General features: G+C 42.8%; 15 protein-coding genes. 5 read left to right on the top strand and 10 right to left on the bottom strand.

Annotated features, from left to right (window positions below):
- Positions 1 to 22: 22 nt before the first annotated feature.
- The 4 genes from LSG31_RS00825 to LSG31_RS00810 all read right to left on the bottom strand — a co-directional run bounded on the left by LSG31_RS00825 (position 23) and on the right by LSG31_RS00810 (position 4,603).
- Positions 23 to 1,039, bottom strand: a complete 1,017-nt coding sequence (locus LSG31_RS00825) for a cytochrome d ubiquinol oxidase subunit II (protein ID WP_347437558.1) — start codon at positions 1,037 to 1,039, stop codon at positions 23 to 25.
- Complete coding sequence (locus LSG31_RS00820) at positions 1,029 to 2,366, bottom strand: cytochrome ubiquinol oxidase subunit I (RefSeq protein WP_347437557.1); 1,338 nt, start codon at positions 2,364 to 2,366, stop codon at positions 1,029 to 1,031. The genes LSG31_RS00825 and LSG31_RS00820 overlap by 11 nt, the downstream gene beginning before the upstream one ends.
- A 291-nt stretch (positions 2,367 to 2,657) precedes the next feature.
- Entirely contained in the window at positions 2,658 to 3,734 is a 1,077-nt protein-coding gene (locus LSG31_RS00815) for an isocitrate/isopropylmalate family dehydrogenase (RefSeq protein WP_347437556.1), read from the bottom strand.
- 125 nt (positions 3,735 to 3,859) lie between these two features.
- Entirely contained in the window at positions 3,860 to 4,603 is a 744-nt protein-coding gene (locus LSG31_RS00810) for an IclR family transcriptional regulator (RefSeq protein ID WP_347437555.1), read from the bottom strand.
- Between the two features lie 215 nt (positions 4,604 to 4,818).
- Here LSG31_RS00810 and LSG31_RS00805 point away from each other — a divergent pair, with 215 nt between their 5' ends.
- The 5 genes from LSG31_RS00805 (at position 4,819) to yhbH (ending at position 9,935) form a co-directional block, all read left to right on the top strand.
- Positions 4,819 to 4,986, top strand: a complete 168-nt coding sequence (locus LSG31_RS00805; RefSeq protein WP_347437554.1) for a hypothetical protein — start codon at positions 4,819 to 4,821, stop codon at positions 4,984 to 4,986.
- The gene (locus tag LSG31_RS00800; protein ID WP_347437553.1) at positions 4,983 to 5,969 is read left to right on the top strand and encodes an amidase domain-containing protein; all 987 of its coding nucleotides are present in this window, start codon (positions 4,983 to 4,985) and stop codon (positions 5,967 to 5,969) included. The genes LSG31_RS00805 and LSG31_RS00800 overlap by 4 nt, the downstream gene beginning before the upstream one ends.
- Before the next feature lie 164 nt (positions 5,970 to 6,133).
- Positions 6,134 to 6,613, top strand: coding sequence for a tRNA (uridine(34)/cytosine(34)/5-carboxymethylaminomethyluridine(34)-2'-O)-methyltransferase TrmL (gene trmL, locus LSG31_RS00795; protein WP_347437552.1), 480 nt, complete (start codon positions 6,134 to 6,136; stop codon positions 6,611 to 6,613).
- 274 nt (positions 6,614 to 6,887) lie between these two features.
- Positions 6,888 to 8,786: a PrkA family serine protein kinase gene (locus LSG31_RS00790; protein WP_347437551.1), complete on the top strand. Its 1,899-nt coding sequence runs from the start codon at positions 6,888 to 6,890 to the stop codon at positions 8,784 to 8,786.
- A 120-nt stretch (positions 8,787 to 8,906) separates the two neighbouring features.
- Positions 8,907 to 9,935: a sporulation protein YhbH gene (gene yhbH / locus LSG31_RS00785; protein WP_347437550.1), complete on the top strand. Its 1,029-nt coding sequence runs from the start codon at positions 8,907 to 8,909 to the stop codon at positions 9,933 to 9,935.
- 10 nt (positions 9,936 to 9,945) lie between these two features.
- Here yhbH and LSG31_RS00780 read toward each other — a convergent pair whose 3' ends face one another.
- The 6 genes from LSG31_RS00780 to LSG31_RS00755 form a co-directional block, all read right to left on the bottom strand.
- On the bottom strand, positions 9,946 to 11,433 hold the full coding sequence (locus LSG31_RS00780; protein WP_430734225.1) for a recombinase family protein: 1,488 nt from the start codon (positions 11,431 to 11,433) through the stop codon (positions 9,946 to 9,948).
- Positions 11,434 to 11,715: 282 nt separating this feature from the next.
- Positions 11,716 to 12,258 carry a hypothetical protein gene (locus LSG31_RS00775; RefSeq protein WP_347437548.1) on the bottom strand — a complete coding sequence of 181 codons (543 nt, stop codon included), beginning with the start codon at positions 12,256 to 12,258 and terminating at the stop codon, positions 11,716 to 11,718.
- Entirely contained in the window at positions 12,248 to 13,102 is an 855-nt protein-coding gene (locus tag LSG31_RS00770) for a DUF4747 family protein (protein WP_347437547.1), read from the bottom strand. The genes LSG31_RS00775 and LSG31_RS00770 overlap by 11 nt, the downstream gene beginning before the upstream one ends.
- Before the next feature lie 110 nt (positions 13,103 to 13,212).
- Positions 13,213 to 13,671: an ImmA/IrrE family metallo-endopeptidase gene (locus LSG31_RS00765; RefSeq protein ID WP_347437546.1), complete on the bottom strand. Its 459-nt coding sequence runs from the start codon at positions 13,669 to 13,671 to the stop codon at positions 13,213 to 13,215.
- 94 nt (positions 13,672 to 13,765) lie between these two features.
- The gene (locus LSG31_RS00760; RefSeq protein WP_347437545.1) at positions 13,766 to 14,107 is read right to left on the bottom strand and encodes a hypothetical protein; all 342 of its coding nucleotides are present in this window, start codon (positions 14,105 to 14,107) and stop codon (positions 13,766 to 13,768) included.
- A 52-nt stretch (positions 14,108 to 14,159) separates the two neighbouring features.
- Positions 14,160 to 14,594, bottom strand: a complete 435-nt coding sequence (locus LSG31_RS00755; RefSeq protein ID WP_347437544.1) for a helix-turn-helix domain-containing protein — start codon at positions 14,592 to 14,594, stop codon at positions 14,160 to 14,162.
- Between the last annotated feature and the right edge of the window lie 144 nt (positions 14,595 to 14,738).

The following is a 14,738-nucleotide window of genomic DNA, read 5'->3' as shown; positions in this document are numbered from 1 at the left end:
AGGGGTTGAAACGGCAGCCGTGTTATTTTATTACACCTTTCCTATAGTTCGCGTTAAATAAAAATAACCGTAACAGCAGAGTAATGGAAGGAATGAACAGACAAAGTCCGCCGATAAACGCCCATATCAATGCAAGCGCCATTTTGGGACTTGTCATGCTTGATTGAATAACCAGATAGGGATAAAGCAGATATGGCAAATGGGATGCCCCGTAACCCCAAAAAGCGGTAAAAAACTGCAGCATGACAGAAACAAATCCAAATCCGTAGGAACGCTTTAAAATCAGCAAGCGGACAACGTTTAGGAAAAAAGCCAAGGAAAGAATAAACCACCAGCTGTTGTTCATCATGCGGCTAAAATGTTCCGGATTCTGTACATATAACGCCATAAAGGTTAAAATGCTGGCAAATATCGTCGGCAAACTCCAAAATAACGCCCATGTCCGCAAAATTTCTTCCGCCTGCCGGTCATTCGCTTTGTTTGCATAATACGTGAGAAACGTTGCGCTGATAAACATGACACTAACCAATGCCAGACATACGACTGACCAGGAATATGGGCTGGCAAACAATGCTCCTGCATGAAAGGTGATTGTATTCCCAAGTTTGCTGATGTATCCGCCTTCGGAAATGGTGAGGACGGTAGAGAGGGCGGCAGGAATCAATAATCCCGTTGCGCCGTAGAGTAGATGGTAGATATGACTTTTGGGATTTCCGTAATGGCTGAACGCATAAAATGACCCGCGAATGGCTAGCAAAAGCAAGGCAATCGATGCAGGCACCATCAATGCTGTGCCGTAATAATATGCCGTTTCCGGAAAAAACCCGACAATGCCGACAAAAAAGAACACCAAAAAAACATTCGTCACTTCCCACACGGGTGAAAGATAGCGGGAAATGACCGCATGAATCATTTCGCCTTTGCCTGTCATTTTACCGTAGTAGGAAAAAAATCCGGCGCCAAAATCAATGGAAGCGGTGATTACATACCCATAAAGAAATATCCATAAAACGGAAATTCCGATCAATTCATATGGCATTCCATTTCACTCCCCGTTTTTCCATTTCATTTTCCACCGGATTGCTGCTTGCCATGCGCATCAAAATATAGGAACTAAGGATTCCAAGGACGAGGTAGAGGGCGCAGAATACAACGAGCATGCTGCCGGCTTGCGGGGATGTGGTGGCCGCTTCCGCCACTTTCATATACCCCCTTAAAATCCATGGTTGACGGCCGATTTCCGCATACGTCCAACCAAATTCAATCGCCAGCATCGACAGCGGTCCATTGATCAGGAGTGCGCGCAAAAGCCAGCGATTCCATTCCAGGCGGCTGATCAGATAGCGAATGCATACAAAAAAAGCGGTGACAGCCGCGCTGAATATTCCGACGGAAACCATCAAATCAAATAGATAATGCACAAAGAGCGGCGGCCATAAATCCCTGGGGAATTCATTTAAACCAATAACCTTTGAATGAAAATCATCGTGTGCAAGGAAACTGAGCAGTCCGGGAATTTTAATCCCATATTTCACTTGCTGTGTAACAGGGTCAAGCACGCCGCCGATCAATAGGTCGGCAGGTGATTCCGAATGAAACAGCCATTCTGCTGCCGCTAATTTTTCCGGCTGCTGGTTTGCTAAAAATTTTCCCGACAGATCGCCGATAATCGATGTTGCCAGTGTCAACACGAACGTAGTTCCGGCAGTCAAGCGCAGAGCTTTCCGGTAGTAATCGATCCGTTTGCCGCGCAAGATATAAAATGCGCTGATTGCGGCCAAAACGGCGGCACAAGTCATATAGGCCGATGCAATGACATGTGTTGTTTCCGTAGGCGTGGCAGGATTGAACATCGATTTGAGCGGATCGATTTCAAGTATGACTCCGTTTCGAATGGTGAATCCTTGTGGCGTATTCATGAAAGCATTGACGGTTGTGATAAAAAAGGCGGACAATCCCGAGCCGATGACAACGGGAAACAACAACAACAGATGTGTGACCGGCTTTTTGAAACGATCCCAAGTGTATAAGTATATGCCGAGAAAGATCGCTTCGAAAAAAAACGCGAACGTCTCCAAAAACAGCGGCAAAGATATGACATGTCCGGCAATCCGCATAAACCCAGGGAAAAATAAAGATAACTGCAATCCGATGATCGTTCCCGTCACAACGCCAACTGCGACAGTAATCGAATAACCGCGCGCCCACCGCCTCGCCAGCAGGCTGTATTGCGGATCCTTTCGAATCATCCCGAACCACTCGGCCAACAGGATCATAAAAGGAATGCCTACGCCAAGAGTGGCAAAAATGATATGAAAGCCTAGTGTAATGCCGATCATCATCCGGCTAATGAGTACTGTGTCCACATGTTTTCACTCCTGAAACGCATTCTATTGTCGGAATCGTTAGCATTGCATCTGAAATCTGCTAAATGACAAAACGTAGTATTCACGTTCTGGAGGAAAACATACCAATTTTTAATATGTTATAAAAATTGTTAGTAGATAAAATTTATTAATAGAGAGTTATTTGAAATGGAATCGCATATAACATTTTTCTGACAGAGGGTGTTTTTTAGATGGAAAAAGAAAAGGACAGAAACATTTCTGCCCTTATCTCCCTATTTTCATGGAAATTGTATCGAAAACAATCGACATTTAACCCAATGTGCTCCATACTTCAATTTTTGTTCGTACCCGCCGGATGACTTCATCCGTAAATTCTGTCGTCCCTGCGCTGCCATGAAGATCTGCCGTCCGCACACCGTCAACGATCGCTTCCAATGTCGCTTCATAAATGGCGCGGGATGCAAGAGATGCTGCATCATCGTTAAAATACGACAGCAATGATGCACCAGCCAGAATCATCGCCATCGGATTGGCGACATTTTTTTTGAAAAGCCCGGGAGCGGTGCCATGTGGAGCTTCCGCCATCACCACTTTTGGCGTCCAATCCTCGTTGAAGCTTAACAGGATCGATTCAGAACCGGCGATTGTACCGAACATTTGCAATACCAAATCACTTAAGCAATCTCCGTCCCGGTTTAATGCAGGGATCACAAGCGGATCTCCTGTTGTCGTCATCAATAATGCGTATGTGGCGTCAATCAATTGCGGTTCGTATTTGATTTGCGGATAGCGCTTGGCTGCAGCATCCATTTCTTCTTTTAACATGCCTTCATATACGGGGCTTACTGTATATTTGGGACCGCCGAAAACTTTTGCCCGCATTTTTTGCGCTGTCTGGAAAGCGACTTCCGCTACGCCGCGACAAGTCTTGCGCGTGATTTTTTCCGTCCGATAGGCGATTTCATCCAAACCATCGCCTTCTCGCCATTCTTTTGCTCCATATGCATCGTCAACGGCCATACGGACAACCGAAATCGGTGAATACACGCCGGCTGTCGGCTGAATGCCCGGAATTCTGCGACCGGTACGGATAATCACGGTACCGTCAATTTCTTCACGCAAAATCGCATTGGGACTGCCGACATCCCCTTTGGTCTCCGGTGTAATCGTAGCGGCTTTCAGTCCAAATCCGGTTTCCCGCATAGCGGCAGCAGCTTCAAATACCACCTGATTCTTTGTGTTGCGGCGATTTTCCAAACTTAAATCAAAACGCTGAAATTCGATAGCAACACCTGTTACAGATGGATCGAGAACTCGCAGTGATTCCTCCAGCAGTTCTTGGCCTGTTTGGTCGCCTTCCATAACGATTACTGTATGTTTTTTCATCTGTTTTCCACTCCTACCGAAAGATTCCATTGTATTTTTATACATATATAATCAAACACGTATGAGGGCCAAAGAAAAAGGGCCTAAGCCCAGCATTTCTCATAGTGTGTGATTTCCAAAAGAAATTAGTACAAGAGCATCTTGGAAATCTGTTCCGCCGCAGCGATTACTTCCTTGGAAAATTGCTCCACTGCCTGTGCATGAAAGCGGTCAACAGGCCCGGATACGGATAACGCGGCAATCAACTGGCCATGGCGGTCCAGAATAGGCGCCGCAACGGCAGCTCCTCCAGGTTCCCGTTCCTCAATGCTGACGGCAAACCCTTTTTCCTGAATGTCATTCAGTTGCTTTTCCAGTTCGGTTTTGGAAAAGCGTTCATTCATTTCCAGAAAAACAGATTGTCGGACAGAATCATCGGAAAATGCCAGCAAGACTTTTCCGGATGCGCCAATATAGAGCGGAAATCGATGTCCGATATTTGCAACACTGCGAATGGGGTGATGGCTTTCGACTGCCTGGATGCGAATCCGTTCATGTCCGGCTCGTATATACAAGCTGATCGTTTCATTAATTCGATCGCGAAGTTGAACCATTTCCGGCAAAACGATGGATGCAAGTTCGTTGGACTGGAATGCATGCTTTACCAATTCCAGAACACTCCAGCCAAGGCGATATTTTTCGCTTTGCGGATGCTTCCGGATAAATCCCCGGCTTTCCAGAGAAGCCAGCAATCGATGGACTGTGCTTTTGTGCAACCCGACTTGTTTGGAAATTTCGCTCAGTCCCAGTTCACTTTCCGTACCAGTAAAGCAGAGGAGGATATCAAGAGCTCGTTCAACGGCACGAACCGTATTTTTTTCCTGTTCCATATTCATTCCTCCAACGTTGCATCTAGTAAAACTAAGTTTCGTATATCAGTATAACAAAAATGTTTATTTCGTAAAGATATTTTTTCTCTCATTTGTACAATCCGTTTTTGCATAGGGTTCCTAGTACAGAGCGATATCATGCCAACCATGGGGCGCAGAGATATTTCGAATGGCATTGCGCATTGCCAATGGCATTTCTGGTGAGACCTCTTTCAATGGCAAGATTTCTTTCGATTGGCGGATTTCTTTTAATGGTGGATTTCGGCAATTGGCGATCATTTGCCGCGAATGACAGGTCCGAGTGTCATCGAACGGTTGAACCGATTCTCGGCAGGGGAGACGCAAGGGATCATTTATCGGTGAGCGAAGGAGCGGAACCATGAAAAATCAGGAGATGGAAGCATTTGTACAGGCGTATTTTCGGGGAAAAAACCATGCTTGGTTGACAGGTGATCCCGAGCATCTTTTCGAATGGCACCGATCTCATGAAGATCTTATTTTTCGAGAAATACCGGCACATCATAAACTTTGTCAGGCTCGCAACATGCGAACGAAAAAGACGTCGACGGATGTGGCGATTGTCGCTTTTGATTGGGATGAAAAGCGGGAATTGGCGACCGTAGAAGTCGCCGAGCGAATTCAATGGATCTATCGGGATGGAGCCAATTATGAGGATGAAGCCAGGATCTATCGCCACGTACTTGAAATCACCCCCTATCATGGAAATTGGCAAATTATCCGGTGTCGAACACAAGTGGAAGGAAAGCATCACTCGCAGTCTGCAGAAATGATAGAAAATTCACTTGGAAACGGGGGGAGTGAAGACGAAAATCAGGAATTTCTCAAACAAAATCGTACTAGAAAACATTTGTATGACCGTATGCAAGTGATGAAATATGCAGAAAAATGGTGGGACCGTTTTAATCCGGGATATCGGAAATTTGAAGTCGATTGCACAAATTTTGTCTCCCAATGTATTCATGCCGGTCGTGCCCCCATGGTACATATGGGAAACCGCAGCAAAGGATGGTGGTATCAACATGGGGGAGGCGCCAATGATAACTGGAGCTACTCCTGGAGTGTTGCCAACAGTTTACGCTGGTTTTTGGGCGGAAACGGGCATTGGCATGCGACAATCGTAGAGGACCCAAGGGAATTGAAGATCGGCGATGTCATCTGTTATGACTGGGATGGGGATGGACACTTTACACATAATACGGTTATCGTGGCGTTTGATGTGTACAATCGCCCCCTTGTCAATGCACATACGGTGGAGAGTCATCGGCGGTATTGGGAATATCGGGACAGCTATGCCTGGACGGAGAATACAAAGTATTTATTTTTCCAATTGCCGGATCAGTTTTAAATCTTACAGAGGCCGGAGTCCAGAGGCCAAAGCCAGAAGCCAGAGTGTTTTAAAGGTACATTTCGCATACTTTTTGATGGCGGCAATCATGGTACGCGTGAGAAATTTCGGGCTTGCTTTGGTATAATAGTAGGGAAGTTTGCAGAGAGGAACGTTGAAGGAATATGCATATTGTGTTAGTCGAACCAGAAATTCCGCCAAATACAGGGAATATCGTACGGACGTGTGCAGGTACGGGCATTCGTTTGCACCTAGTGCGTCCTTTGGGATTTTCGACGGATGATAAATATCTGAAACGTGCAGGATTGGATTATTGGTACCTGGCGGATATCGAATACCATGATTCCTTTGCCGAATTGCAAAACAAATACCCGGATGGACGTTTTTGGTATGCGACGACAAAGGCAAAATACAGCTATGCGGATGTAGCATATCAAGCGGATGACTTTCTCGTATTCGGCAAAGAAACAAAGGGATTGCCGGAAGAGTTGCTGCGGGCAAATGCGGAAACATGTATCCGCATTCCAATGAAAGCAGACGCTCGCTCTCTCAATCTGTCCAATGCAGTGGCGATCGTGGCATTTGAAGCAATGCGGCAATTGGGATTCCCCGGATTGCAGACAGGAACTGATCGATTGGAATGAACCACTCGTATAGTCAATTGAACGGCTTGCATATCGTATACCATCTCCTAAAAATGCCGGGGATGGTTTTTTTTGTTTTGAAATAATTGTCGGTGAATGCAAACAAGTGGCAACTGCAAGAAAAGCCATGCATACATATATTATACGACTTGCTTGAACTATCCAAAGTTATTCAACATGTTGGCATATTGAAGAAGCCTCTCTACTATATTTTGATAAACAAGACCGGCTTTGCGAAGCGCACAGGCCCGGTTCAACGAGGGGGAGAAAGAGGATGGAGTTCCTGGATCGACTGGTTGCCTATCGGGCGCAAGAAGAGCAACTCGCTTGGGAAGGTTCATTTCGGGAGTATATGGATATCGTCAGGCAGAATCCAAAAGTAGCGATGACTGCACATGCACGAATCTACGATATGATTGCTACGGCTGGAATAGAAGAGGATGACTATGGAAAGAAAACGTATCATTTTTTTGACCATGAAATTTTTGGTCTAAATGATGCATTGGAACGGCTGGTGGAAGAATATTTTCACTCGGCTGCTCGCAGGCTGGATGTACGCAAACGGATTTTGTTGCTTATGGGACCCGTAAGCGGTGGCAAGTCAACCATCGTTACACTGTTAAAACGTGGATTGGAACGGTACTCGAAAACAGATGCCGGCGCTCTATATGGTATCAAGGGTTGCCCGATGCATGAAGAACCTTTGCATCTGATTCCCAATGAATTACGGCCGGAGTTTGAACGAGAGTATGGCATAAAAATTGAAGGAAATCTTTGTCCATCGTGTCGGATGAAGCTGCAAACAGAGTATCACAATCGCATTGAAGATGTCGTCGTCGAACGCGTGCTCTTATCAGAAGATGAAAGGGTCGGAATCGGAACATTCAGTCCATCCGATCCCAAATCCCAAGATATCGCAGATCTGACAGGCAGCATTGACTTTTCGACCATTTCCGAATTCGGATCGGAATCGGACCCCAGGGCCTATCGGTTTGACGGCGAACTGAACAAAGCGAATCGCGGACTCATGGAATTCCAAGAGATGTTGAAATGCGATGAAAAATTCCTCTGGCATTTGCTCAGCCTGACACAAGAAGGAAATTTCAAAGCTGGGAGATTCGCTTTGATATCTGCGGATGAAATGATCGTAGCACATACCAACGAAACGGAATACAAAGCATTTATATCCAATAAGAAAAACGAGGCATTGCAATCCCGGATGATTGTCATGCCGATTCCGTATAACCTTCGTGTATCGGATGAAATCAAAATATACGAAAAATTGGTGAAACAAAGCGATCTCAAAGAGGTTCACATCGCTCCACACGCATTGCGGACAGCAGCCATTTTCTCCGTGATGACCCGTTTAAAGGAATCCAAAAAGCAGGGTATGGATTTGGTGAAGAAAATGCGCTTGTACGACGGAGAATCTGTGGAAGGCTTTAAGGATAAGGATCTCCACGAATTGAAGTCGGAAGCAACCGATGAAGGAATGAGCGGCATTGACCCGCGCTATGTGATCAATCGGATCTCCAGTGCTTTGATTCGCCGTGATACCGCTTGTATCAACGCACTTGACGTATTGCGGGCGATCAAAGAAGGATTGGATCAACATGCGTCCATTTCCAAAGAAGATAAAGAGCGATTGCTCAACTTTATTGCAGTTGCACGGAAAGAATATGATGATATGGCGAAGAAAGAAGTACAGAAAGCATTTGTTTTCTCATTTGAGGAGTCTGCAAGGACATTGTTGGAGAATTACCTCGATAATGTGGAGGCGTATTGCAACTGGCAGAAGCTCAGAGACCCCATTACAGGTGAAGAAATCGATCCTGATGAGAAGCTGATGCGCTCGATTGAAGAACAAATCGGCATTTCGGAAAATGCGAAAAAAGCGTTCCGGGAAGAAATCCTCATTCGGATTTCCACATATGCAAGGAAAGGGAAAAAATTTGAATACAATTCCCATGAACGGTTGCGCGAGGCGATCGAGAAGAAGTTATTTGCCGATCTCAAAGATGTTGTAAAGATTACAACGTCCAACAAGACACCAGATGCAAGTCAATTGAAAAAAATCAATGAAGTTTCCAAACGGTTAATGGAAGAACACGGATATTGTCCGATTTGTGCCAACGAATTATTGCAGTACGTGGGCAGTCTTCTGAACCGATAGTGGATCTGATTCGGTAGTCAGTATTTCTTTAAGCCTCCAAGTTGTTCGGAGTTCCGAAGGTCTTGGGGGCTTAATGACCATTTTAGGGGAAAGCCCAGAATTCAGGAAGGAGGGGCGAATATGGAAAATCAACGGTTTACGCTATCACGGGAGGATTGGTCCCTACATCGCAAAGGACATCAAGACCAGCAGCGCCATCAGGAAAAGGTGAAAGAGGCAATCAAAAAAAACCTTGGGGATCTTGTGAGTGAAGAAAGCATTATCATGACTGATGGGCGGCAGATCGTGAAGGTCCCCATTCGTTCCCTTGAGGAATACAGATTTCGCTATAACTACAACAAATCCCCCCATGGAGGCCAAGGAAGCGGCAAAAGCAAAGTGGGGGATGTGTTAGGAAAGGATGGCCAACCTGCACAAGGTCCGGGAAAAGGAGAAGGCGCTGGAGATCAGCCGGGCGTGGATTACTATGAAGCGGAAGTCTCCGTCGAGGAACTGCAAGCCATTATTTTTGAAGATTTTGAACTTCCCAATTTAAAACGAAAACAAAATGATGAAATCACCATTCCGGATATACGGTTTAATGATATTCGCAAAAAAGGATTAATTGGAAATATTGATAAAAAACGCACGATTTTAGAAACTTTGAAACGAAACGCCCTTGCCGGAAATCCCGGTCTTCAGAAAATTTCGCCGGATGATCTGCGGTTTAAAACGTGGGAAGAAGTAAAAATTCCCCATTCCAATGCAGTTATCCTGGCAATGATGGATACGAGCGGATCAATGGGCGTTTTTGAGAAATATATCGCCCGCACGTTTTTTTTCTGGATGGTGCGTTTTTTGCGCACCAAATATGAACATGTTGACATTCGATTTATTGCACACCACACGGAAGCGAAAGTTGTCACTGAGGATGAATTTTTCACAAAAGGGGAGAGTGGCGGAACCATTTGCTCATCCGCCTACCAGCTCGCATTGGATATGATACAAAAACAATACAATCCGGATCTATACAACATCTATCCGGTGCACTTTTCTGATGGTGATAACTTATCGTCCGACAATGAAAAGTGTGTCCGTCTTGTCAAGCAACTGATGGAAATGTGCAATCTGTTTGGATATGGTGAAGTGAACCAGTATAATTCTCCATGATGTATCCAAACTACACACGAAGATACACCTCTAAATCAAACTGATCCTTTTTCCTCCACTCTTGTGGCCTCACGTAAACAGCCCTTTCAATTATGCTTCTTAAGAGATCATTTTTCTCCTGAGCAGTTTGAGCCGCCTCATAGGAAGCGAGTACCTGTGATATCCTGGGAGCCAAGTCATTTTGCTTTTGTGATTCATCGTTCAACAATACTAATTCAGATGTTGAACTATCCAATTCACCATTCAATTGCTCAAGACGATCATTTACCACTCGATTTCTTTCCAGGAATGTATCCACATCATAGACACCACGTTCTAGAAGATCATGAAGGTTATTTCGTTGCTTTTGTAGCTCGGATATACTTTCTTGTAAACTATCGACTTTTTTCTTTGTCATTTCAATCATAGATTCAAGTTTATTTCTGTGCTGGCCATTATCCATCGATGGAGAAAGTTCGATTCCGTGAAGCATATCTTTTAAAGTATGCAATAAGCGTTCCTCAACGATCTCGAACCGAGCGCCCCGGGTTGTACAGCCGTAAGTATTGCAAAGCAGGGAATTAAAAGGTCGATTGTATGTTTTTTGACGGCGCATAGCATGACCACAATTTTTGCAGAAAATCAAGGCAGCAAGTGGACTCGATAATTCTCTTGTTTCAGGCACTTTAGGCTTTTGTTTAGTCGCATTGAAACGTGCGCGTTCAAACGTTTCTGCATCAACCAAAGGTTCATGAGCATTCTCATGTACGATCCAGTCGCTTTCGTCAGCGCGTTTACGGACATAGCTGCCATCGGATTGTTGATTTTTCTTATAGTTCATCCGGCCCCAGATGATATGACCGAGATAGACTTCATTTGTTATGATGGCTGTGATCGTACTGCCATCCCAATTCGCTTTACCAGAGGGAGTAGGGATATCCATATCTGTCAATTTAGCAGCGATGGTTCGGCGTCCTTTTCCTTCCGCAGCAAGTCCAAAAATCATTTTTACCACTGGTGACGTTTCAGGATCCGGATACAATTTTAATGAGTCGTCACGTAAATATCCGTAAGGAGGCTTTTTTGAAATACTCTTCCCTTCAGCTGCACTTTGTTTACGACCGCGTTGCATCCGTCTGGTAATGATTTTAAGCTCCCGGCGAGCCATAAACGCTTCAAATTCTGACCATTCTTCGTCCATTTCATCCTGGAGATTGTATACTTTACGCGGCGTTATTATGAGCGTATTGGAGCTTTTGAAGGCATCCTGAATCAAACCCTGGTCTACCATATTTCCACGGCCAAGACGGTCAAGATCCATGCAGAGAACAGCCTTGTATTTTCCTTCACGTACCGTATGTATAAGTTTTTGCATCTCCGGGCGGTCGATGATCCGTTCACCGCTCACAATCTCTTCATAAACGTCCTCGATGGCATACCGGTATTTTTTTGCCATTTCAAAAAGAGCACGACGATGCTTGGAGAGTGTTTCACCTTCTCCACGCGCTTCTGCTTCCATATCCGCTCGACTCTTCCTGAGATATAAAGCAACATGTGTGAGATCCGTTGGATAGGATGACATGGAATCGGCTCCTTTCGTTAATCTAGTAATTATTATATAGGACAACAGTGATGGATAGAATGAAAGATACAATAGAATGTATGTTCGTATAATTGACAAAAAGATAGAGAGCCCGTTATGCATTTTTATCTAAAGTTTCAATGAGATAACCATTTATTGCTCCGCTGTAATCCAATAATAGAAACATATGTTCTATTTTATTTTCAAAAAAATAGTCATTCAGTCAGTGTTGTTTTCTTGTTTATTCTCAGTGACTAATTCAAATTCCGCTCGATACATTCCAGCTTTAAATATTGATCCAACTAAACTTATTGTGTATCCAATAGCCAACACAAAAAAGAAAGAAAACAAAAAAACCAAAATATTCAATGTTTTGCATGTTAAATTCAATCCAGGTAAATTAAAAATCAAGGAAGTACAAATCAGGAATGCCCAAATTATAGATCCTAACCAAAATGGAAAAAGAAGTCCGCTTAACGCATTGCTTTTGTGTAAAAAAACAATAAATTGTTTATCAGCAACCGTAGCATAAATAGCAAATCCTGCAACAACAATTCCTAATATCGTCGCAGAAGCAGTGAATATCAAATAAAAAATTTGAGTTGAAGCTGCAGCGTGGTTTGTCGTATGATTCAGTAGAATAACAACAATTGCACTTACTGACAATGCTAAAAAAACCTCTATCATTGAAAAGAGCTTAAAATTTATAACCTTCAAATAATTCAAAAAAACTTTTTTGAATTGTAAATCATCATTTGTCATTTCGATCACTTCTTTTTTTCAGTCTTATTTTTTTCAATAGTATATCACGAAGATGTTCTTTCACAAAGGTATCTGATGAATGGAACTGTTCATGAATAAGAAACGACTCCGAATCAATTGCTTCTATGTGACCATCCTTTTCCCCTTTGATTACCGCTTTCCCATTACCATTAACAACACTCAATACACCTTCTTCTAACAATGTGTTGTCATATTTTAATGAATCTCCTTTAATTTTTAATTCTGAGTGAGTTGCTTGTACTATTCTAAGTGATTTGTCGAGCCGTTCAAAAAGAGGGTTGTTATCAGGATTAGAAGGAACGAGTGAAAATTTTGCCGCTGTGATTCTACTCAATCCTTTAATTCGATTAATGAAATTTTCTTCATTTTTTAAAACATGTGTAACAACTTCCAGTATTCCTGTTCTTTTTTCTACTAATTTCGAGAATAAATAACAGAATTGATTAATGCTGATTTTAGGTCGATGTTCAAATAATATTAATTCTGTTTCTGGGTTAAATATGAATATCGAACGATCGACCACATGATCATTTATAGTATATGATGTCGTTCCGAAAGTTGTCCTATCGTATTTAATAAATTGATCGTCTTTGAATTTATTCAGATAACAAATCAAAAAACGATTATCTTCAAATTCAAAATGTTCGATGAGTTCAAATGCCCACCACCAAACTGATCCTCGATTGATAATTTCAATAGGTTCAAATTCTGATGACAATACATCAACAATTCTGTTTATTAATTCATCAATCTTATTGTGGTTAAACAAATCACGAGTAATATTCATTTTTGCTAAATACATATTATAGGTTTTGTTTCTCATTATACACTTTCTCCATTTCATATTCATAAAAATAGACAAAATTCGACATACTCCATAAAACCGCAAAAACGACTACCATTTCTGTTTCTTTGGTGCCGTTTCTGTGCTGATTAATCCATATAAGAAGCCTTTTGCTCACAAGCGATAAGAGCACGATCGAAAACGCCTTTCTCAATCATCTCATTCGGCACGCCGCTCCTTGAATAAAAACTTTCAATCGTTTCACCATAGGAGATTTTCTCTTCGTAAGTTAGTAGACAAACAGCAAAACCGTTAGCCTCACGTTCGATGCGATCAACTGAAAAGAGGGTGTTCTTCCTTAGAAACGGTGTATTTACGTTTTTGTGCAATATGGAATGGCCAAGTTCATGAGCACATACAAATCTTTGCCAGTGCTTGTCCAAGTCGCAATTGATGTGGATCGTACGGATGCGATTGAAAGTATGAAAATAACCGAATGTTTGACCGAGTTGTTCGAAGAGAACCACAATATTCTTCTGTGATGCAATTTCAAAGGGGTTGTTGGTTCTGTGTTGTTTGATGAGTCTGGCGACTGTTCTTTTTATCATCTTTCCATCCATCCACCCACTCGCACGGGATGCGAACTATGAAATCACTGCTTCGCTTGTTTCAATCCACGCACCTGTGTGGGATGCGACGATATTACTGCTTCGCTTGAAGTCTTTTCAAAGCAAGTTCATTTCTGGCCGTTTTTTCATACGTAAATTCAACATCCAGTTTGATGTCATTGATTTCATGGAGTACGGTTTCTTGGGCGTGTTGGATCTGATCTTTCGTTTCTTTCGCACGTTGGGACACTTGTTCACGCAATCCTTCATTTCCTGCTTTCAAGACTTGGAAGTTCGCTTCTGTCTCTTGGCGGAATTCCTTGAGTTCAGATTCGATGGTACCAACACGAGAATTTAGAGTTTGAAGTTCCTTATGAATGGGTTCAAGCGCTTCAGTAAGTACAGATTGCAAAAGAGATTTAAGTTCGTTATTCATTTAAGTTCGCCCTTTCTCCGCTATTCTTTATTTCAGTCCCCTTGTAACTAGGTTATTTTTTCCTGTATTTCTTAGGGGTGAATTTTTGTTTTGCCATTTTCTTCGCTAAAGTCAAGGAATTTTCAAGTGAGATTCTAAGAAGCTCTTTGCTTTCTTCGTCCATTGGTTCGCCGTAGAATGTCATTGATTCATCTGATTCGAGACCCGACATGAGTTTTTCAACCTCGTGTGCTATGTCCCGCTCTTCTTTTGGTGAGAGATCCGGGAGACTGATCGATGTCGTTTCGGTTTTTCCATTCAATAAATAATCAACAGATACTTCATACAGATCGGCCAGTTTTTTTAAAGTTTCAGTGTCAGGATCTCTATAATTCCGTTCGTATCCAGAAAGAGTACCGTTAGAAATTCCTAATTTATTAGCAACTTCCATTTGAGTTAAACGCATTTTTTCTCTTGCATCCTTTAAACGAGAACCTAAATCTGTCACTGGCTTCACCTCAAGTTAAATATAACAATATTGAGCGTTACGTTAAATAAATTAAGCGATAAGCCTAATTTTGTGTTGACATATGCGATACGCTTAGTTATACTAAAAACATAAATTAAGCGTTACGCTTATAGGGAGGTGATG

Origin of the sequence: Fodinisporobacter ferrooxydans (assembly GCF_022818495.1) — a bacterium.
Classification (GTDB): domain Bacteria; phylum Bacillota; class Bacilli; order Tumebacillales; family MYW30-H2; genus Fodinisporobacter; species Fodinisporobacter ferrooxydans.
Note: the sequence above shows the minus strand (reverse complement) of the source record. Positions and strands in the feature narration are given on the sequence as shown.

Coding starts and splice junctions, on each gene's coding strand:
- LSG31_RS00815 (WP_347437556.1), bottom strand. CDS start 3,734: ATGAAAAAACATACAGTAATCGTTATGGAAGGCGACCAAACAGGCCAA.
- LSG31_RS00810 (WP_347437555.1), bottom strand. CDS start 4,603: ATGGAACAGGAAAAAAATACGGTTCGTGCCGTTGAACGAGCTCTTGAT.
- LSG31_RS00760 (WP_347437545.1), bottom strand. CDS start 14,107: ATGAATAACGAACTTAAATCTCTTTTGCAATCTGTACTTACTGAAGCG.
- LSG31_RS00765 (WP_347437546.1), bottom strand. CDS start 13,671: ATGATAAAAAGAACAGTCGCCAGACTCATCAAACAACACAGAACCAAC.
- LSG31_RS00780 (WP_430734225.1), bottom strand. CDS start 11,433: ATGGAAGCAGAAGCGCGTGGAGAAGGTGAAACACTCTCCAAGCATCGT.
- LSG31_RS00800 (WP_347437553.1), top strand. CDS start 4,983: ATGAAAAATCAGGAGATGGAAGCATTTGTACAGGCGTATTTTCGGGGA.
- yhbH (WP_347437550.1), top strand. CDS start 8,907: ATGGAAAATCAACGGTTTACGCTATCACGGGAGGATTGGTCCCTACAT.
- LSG31_RS00805 (WP_347437554.1), top strand. CDS start 4,819: ATGGCAAGATTTCTTTCGATTGGCGGATTTCTTTTAATGGTGGATTTC.
- LSG31_RS00790 (WP_347437551.1), top strand. CDS start 6,888: ATGGAGTTCCTGGATCGACTGGTTGCCTATCGGGCGCAAGAAGAGCAA.
- LSG31_RS00825 (WP_347437558.1), bottom strand. CDS start 1,039: ATGCCATATGAATTGATCGGAATTTCCGTTTTATGGATATTTCTTTAT.
- trmL (WP_347437552.1), top strand. CDS start 6,134: ATGCATATTGTGTTAGTCGAACCAGAAATTCCGCCAAATACAGGGAAT.
- LSG31_RS00775 (WP_347437548.1), bottom strand. CDS start 12,258: ATGACAAATGATGATTTACAATTCAAAAAAGTTTTTTTGAATTATTTG.
- LSG31_RS00770 (WP_347437547.1), bottom strand. CDS start 13,102: ATGAGAAACAAAACCTATAATATGTATTTAGCAAAAATGAATATTACT.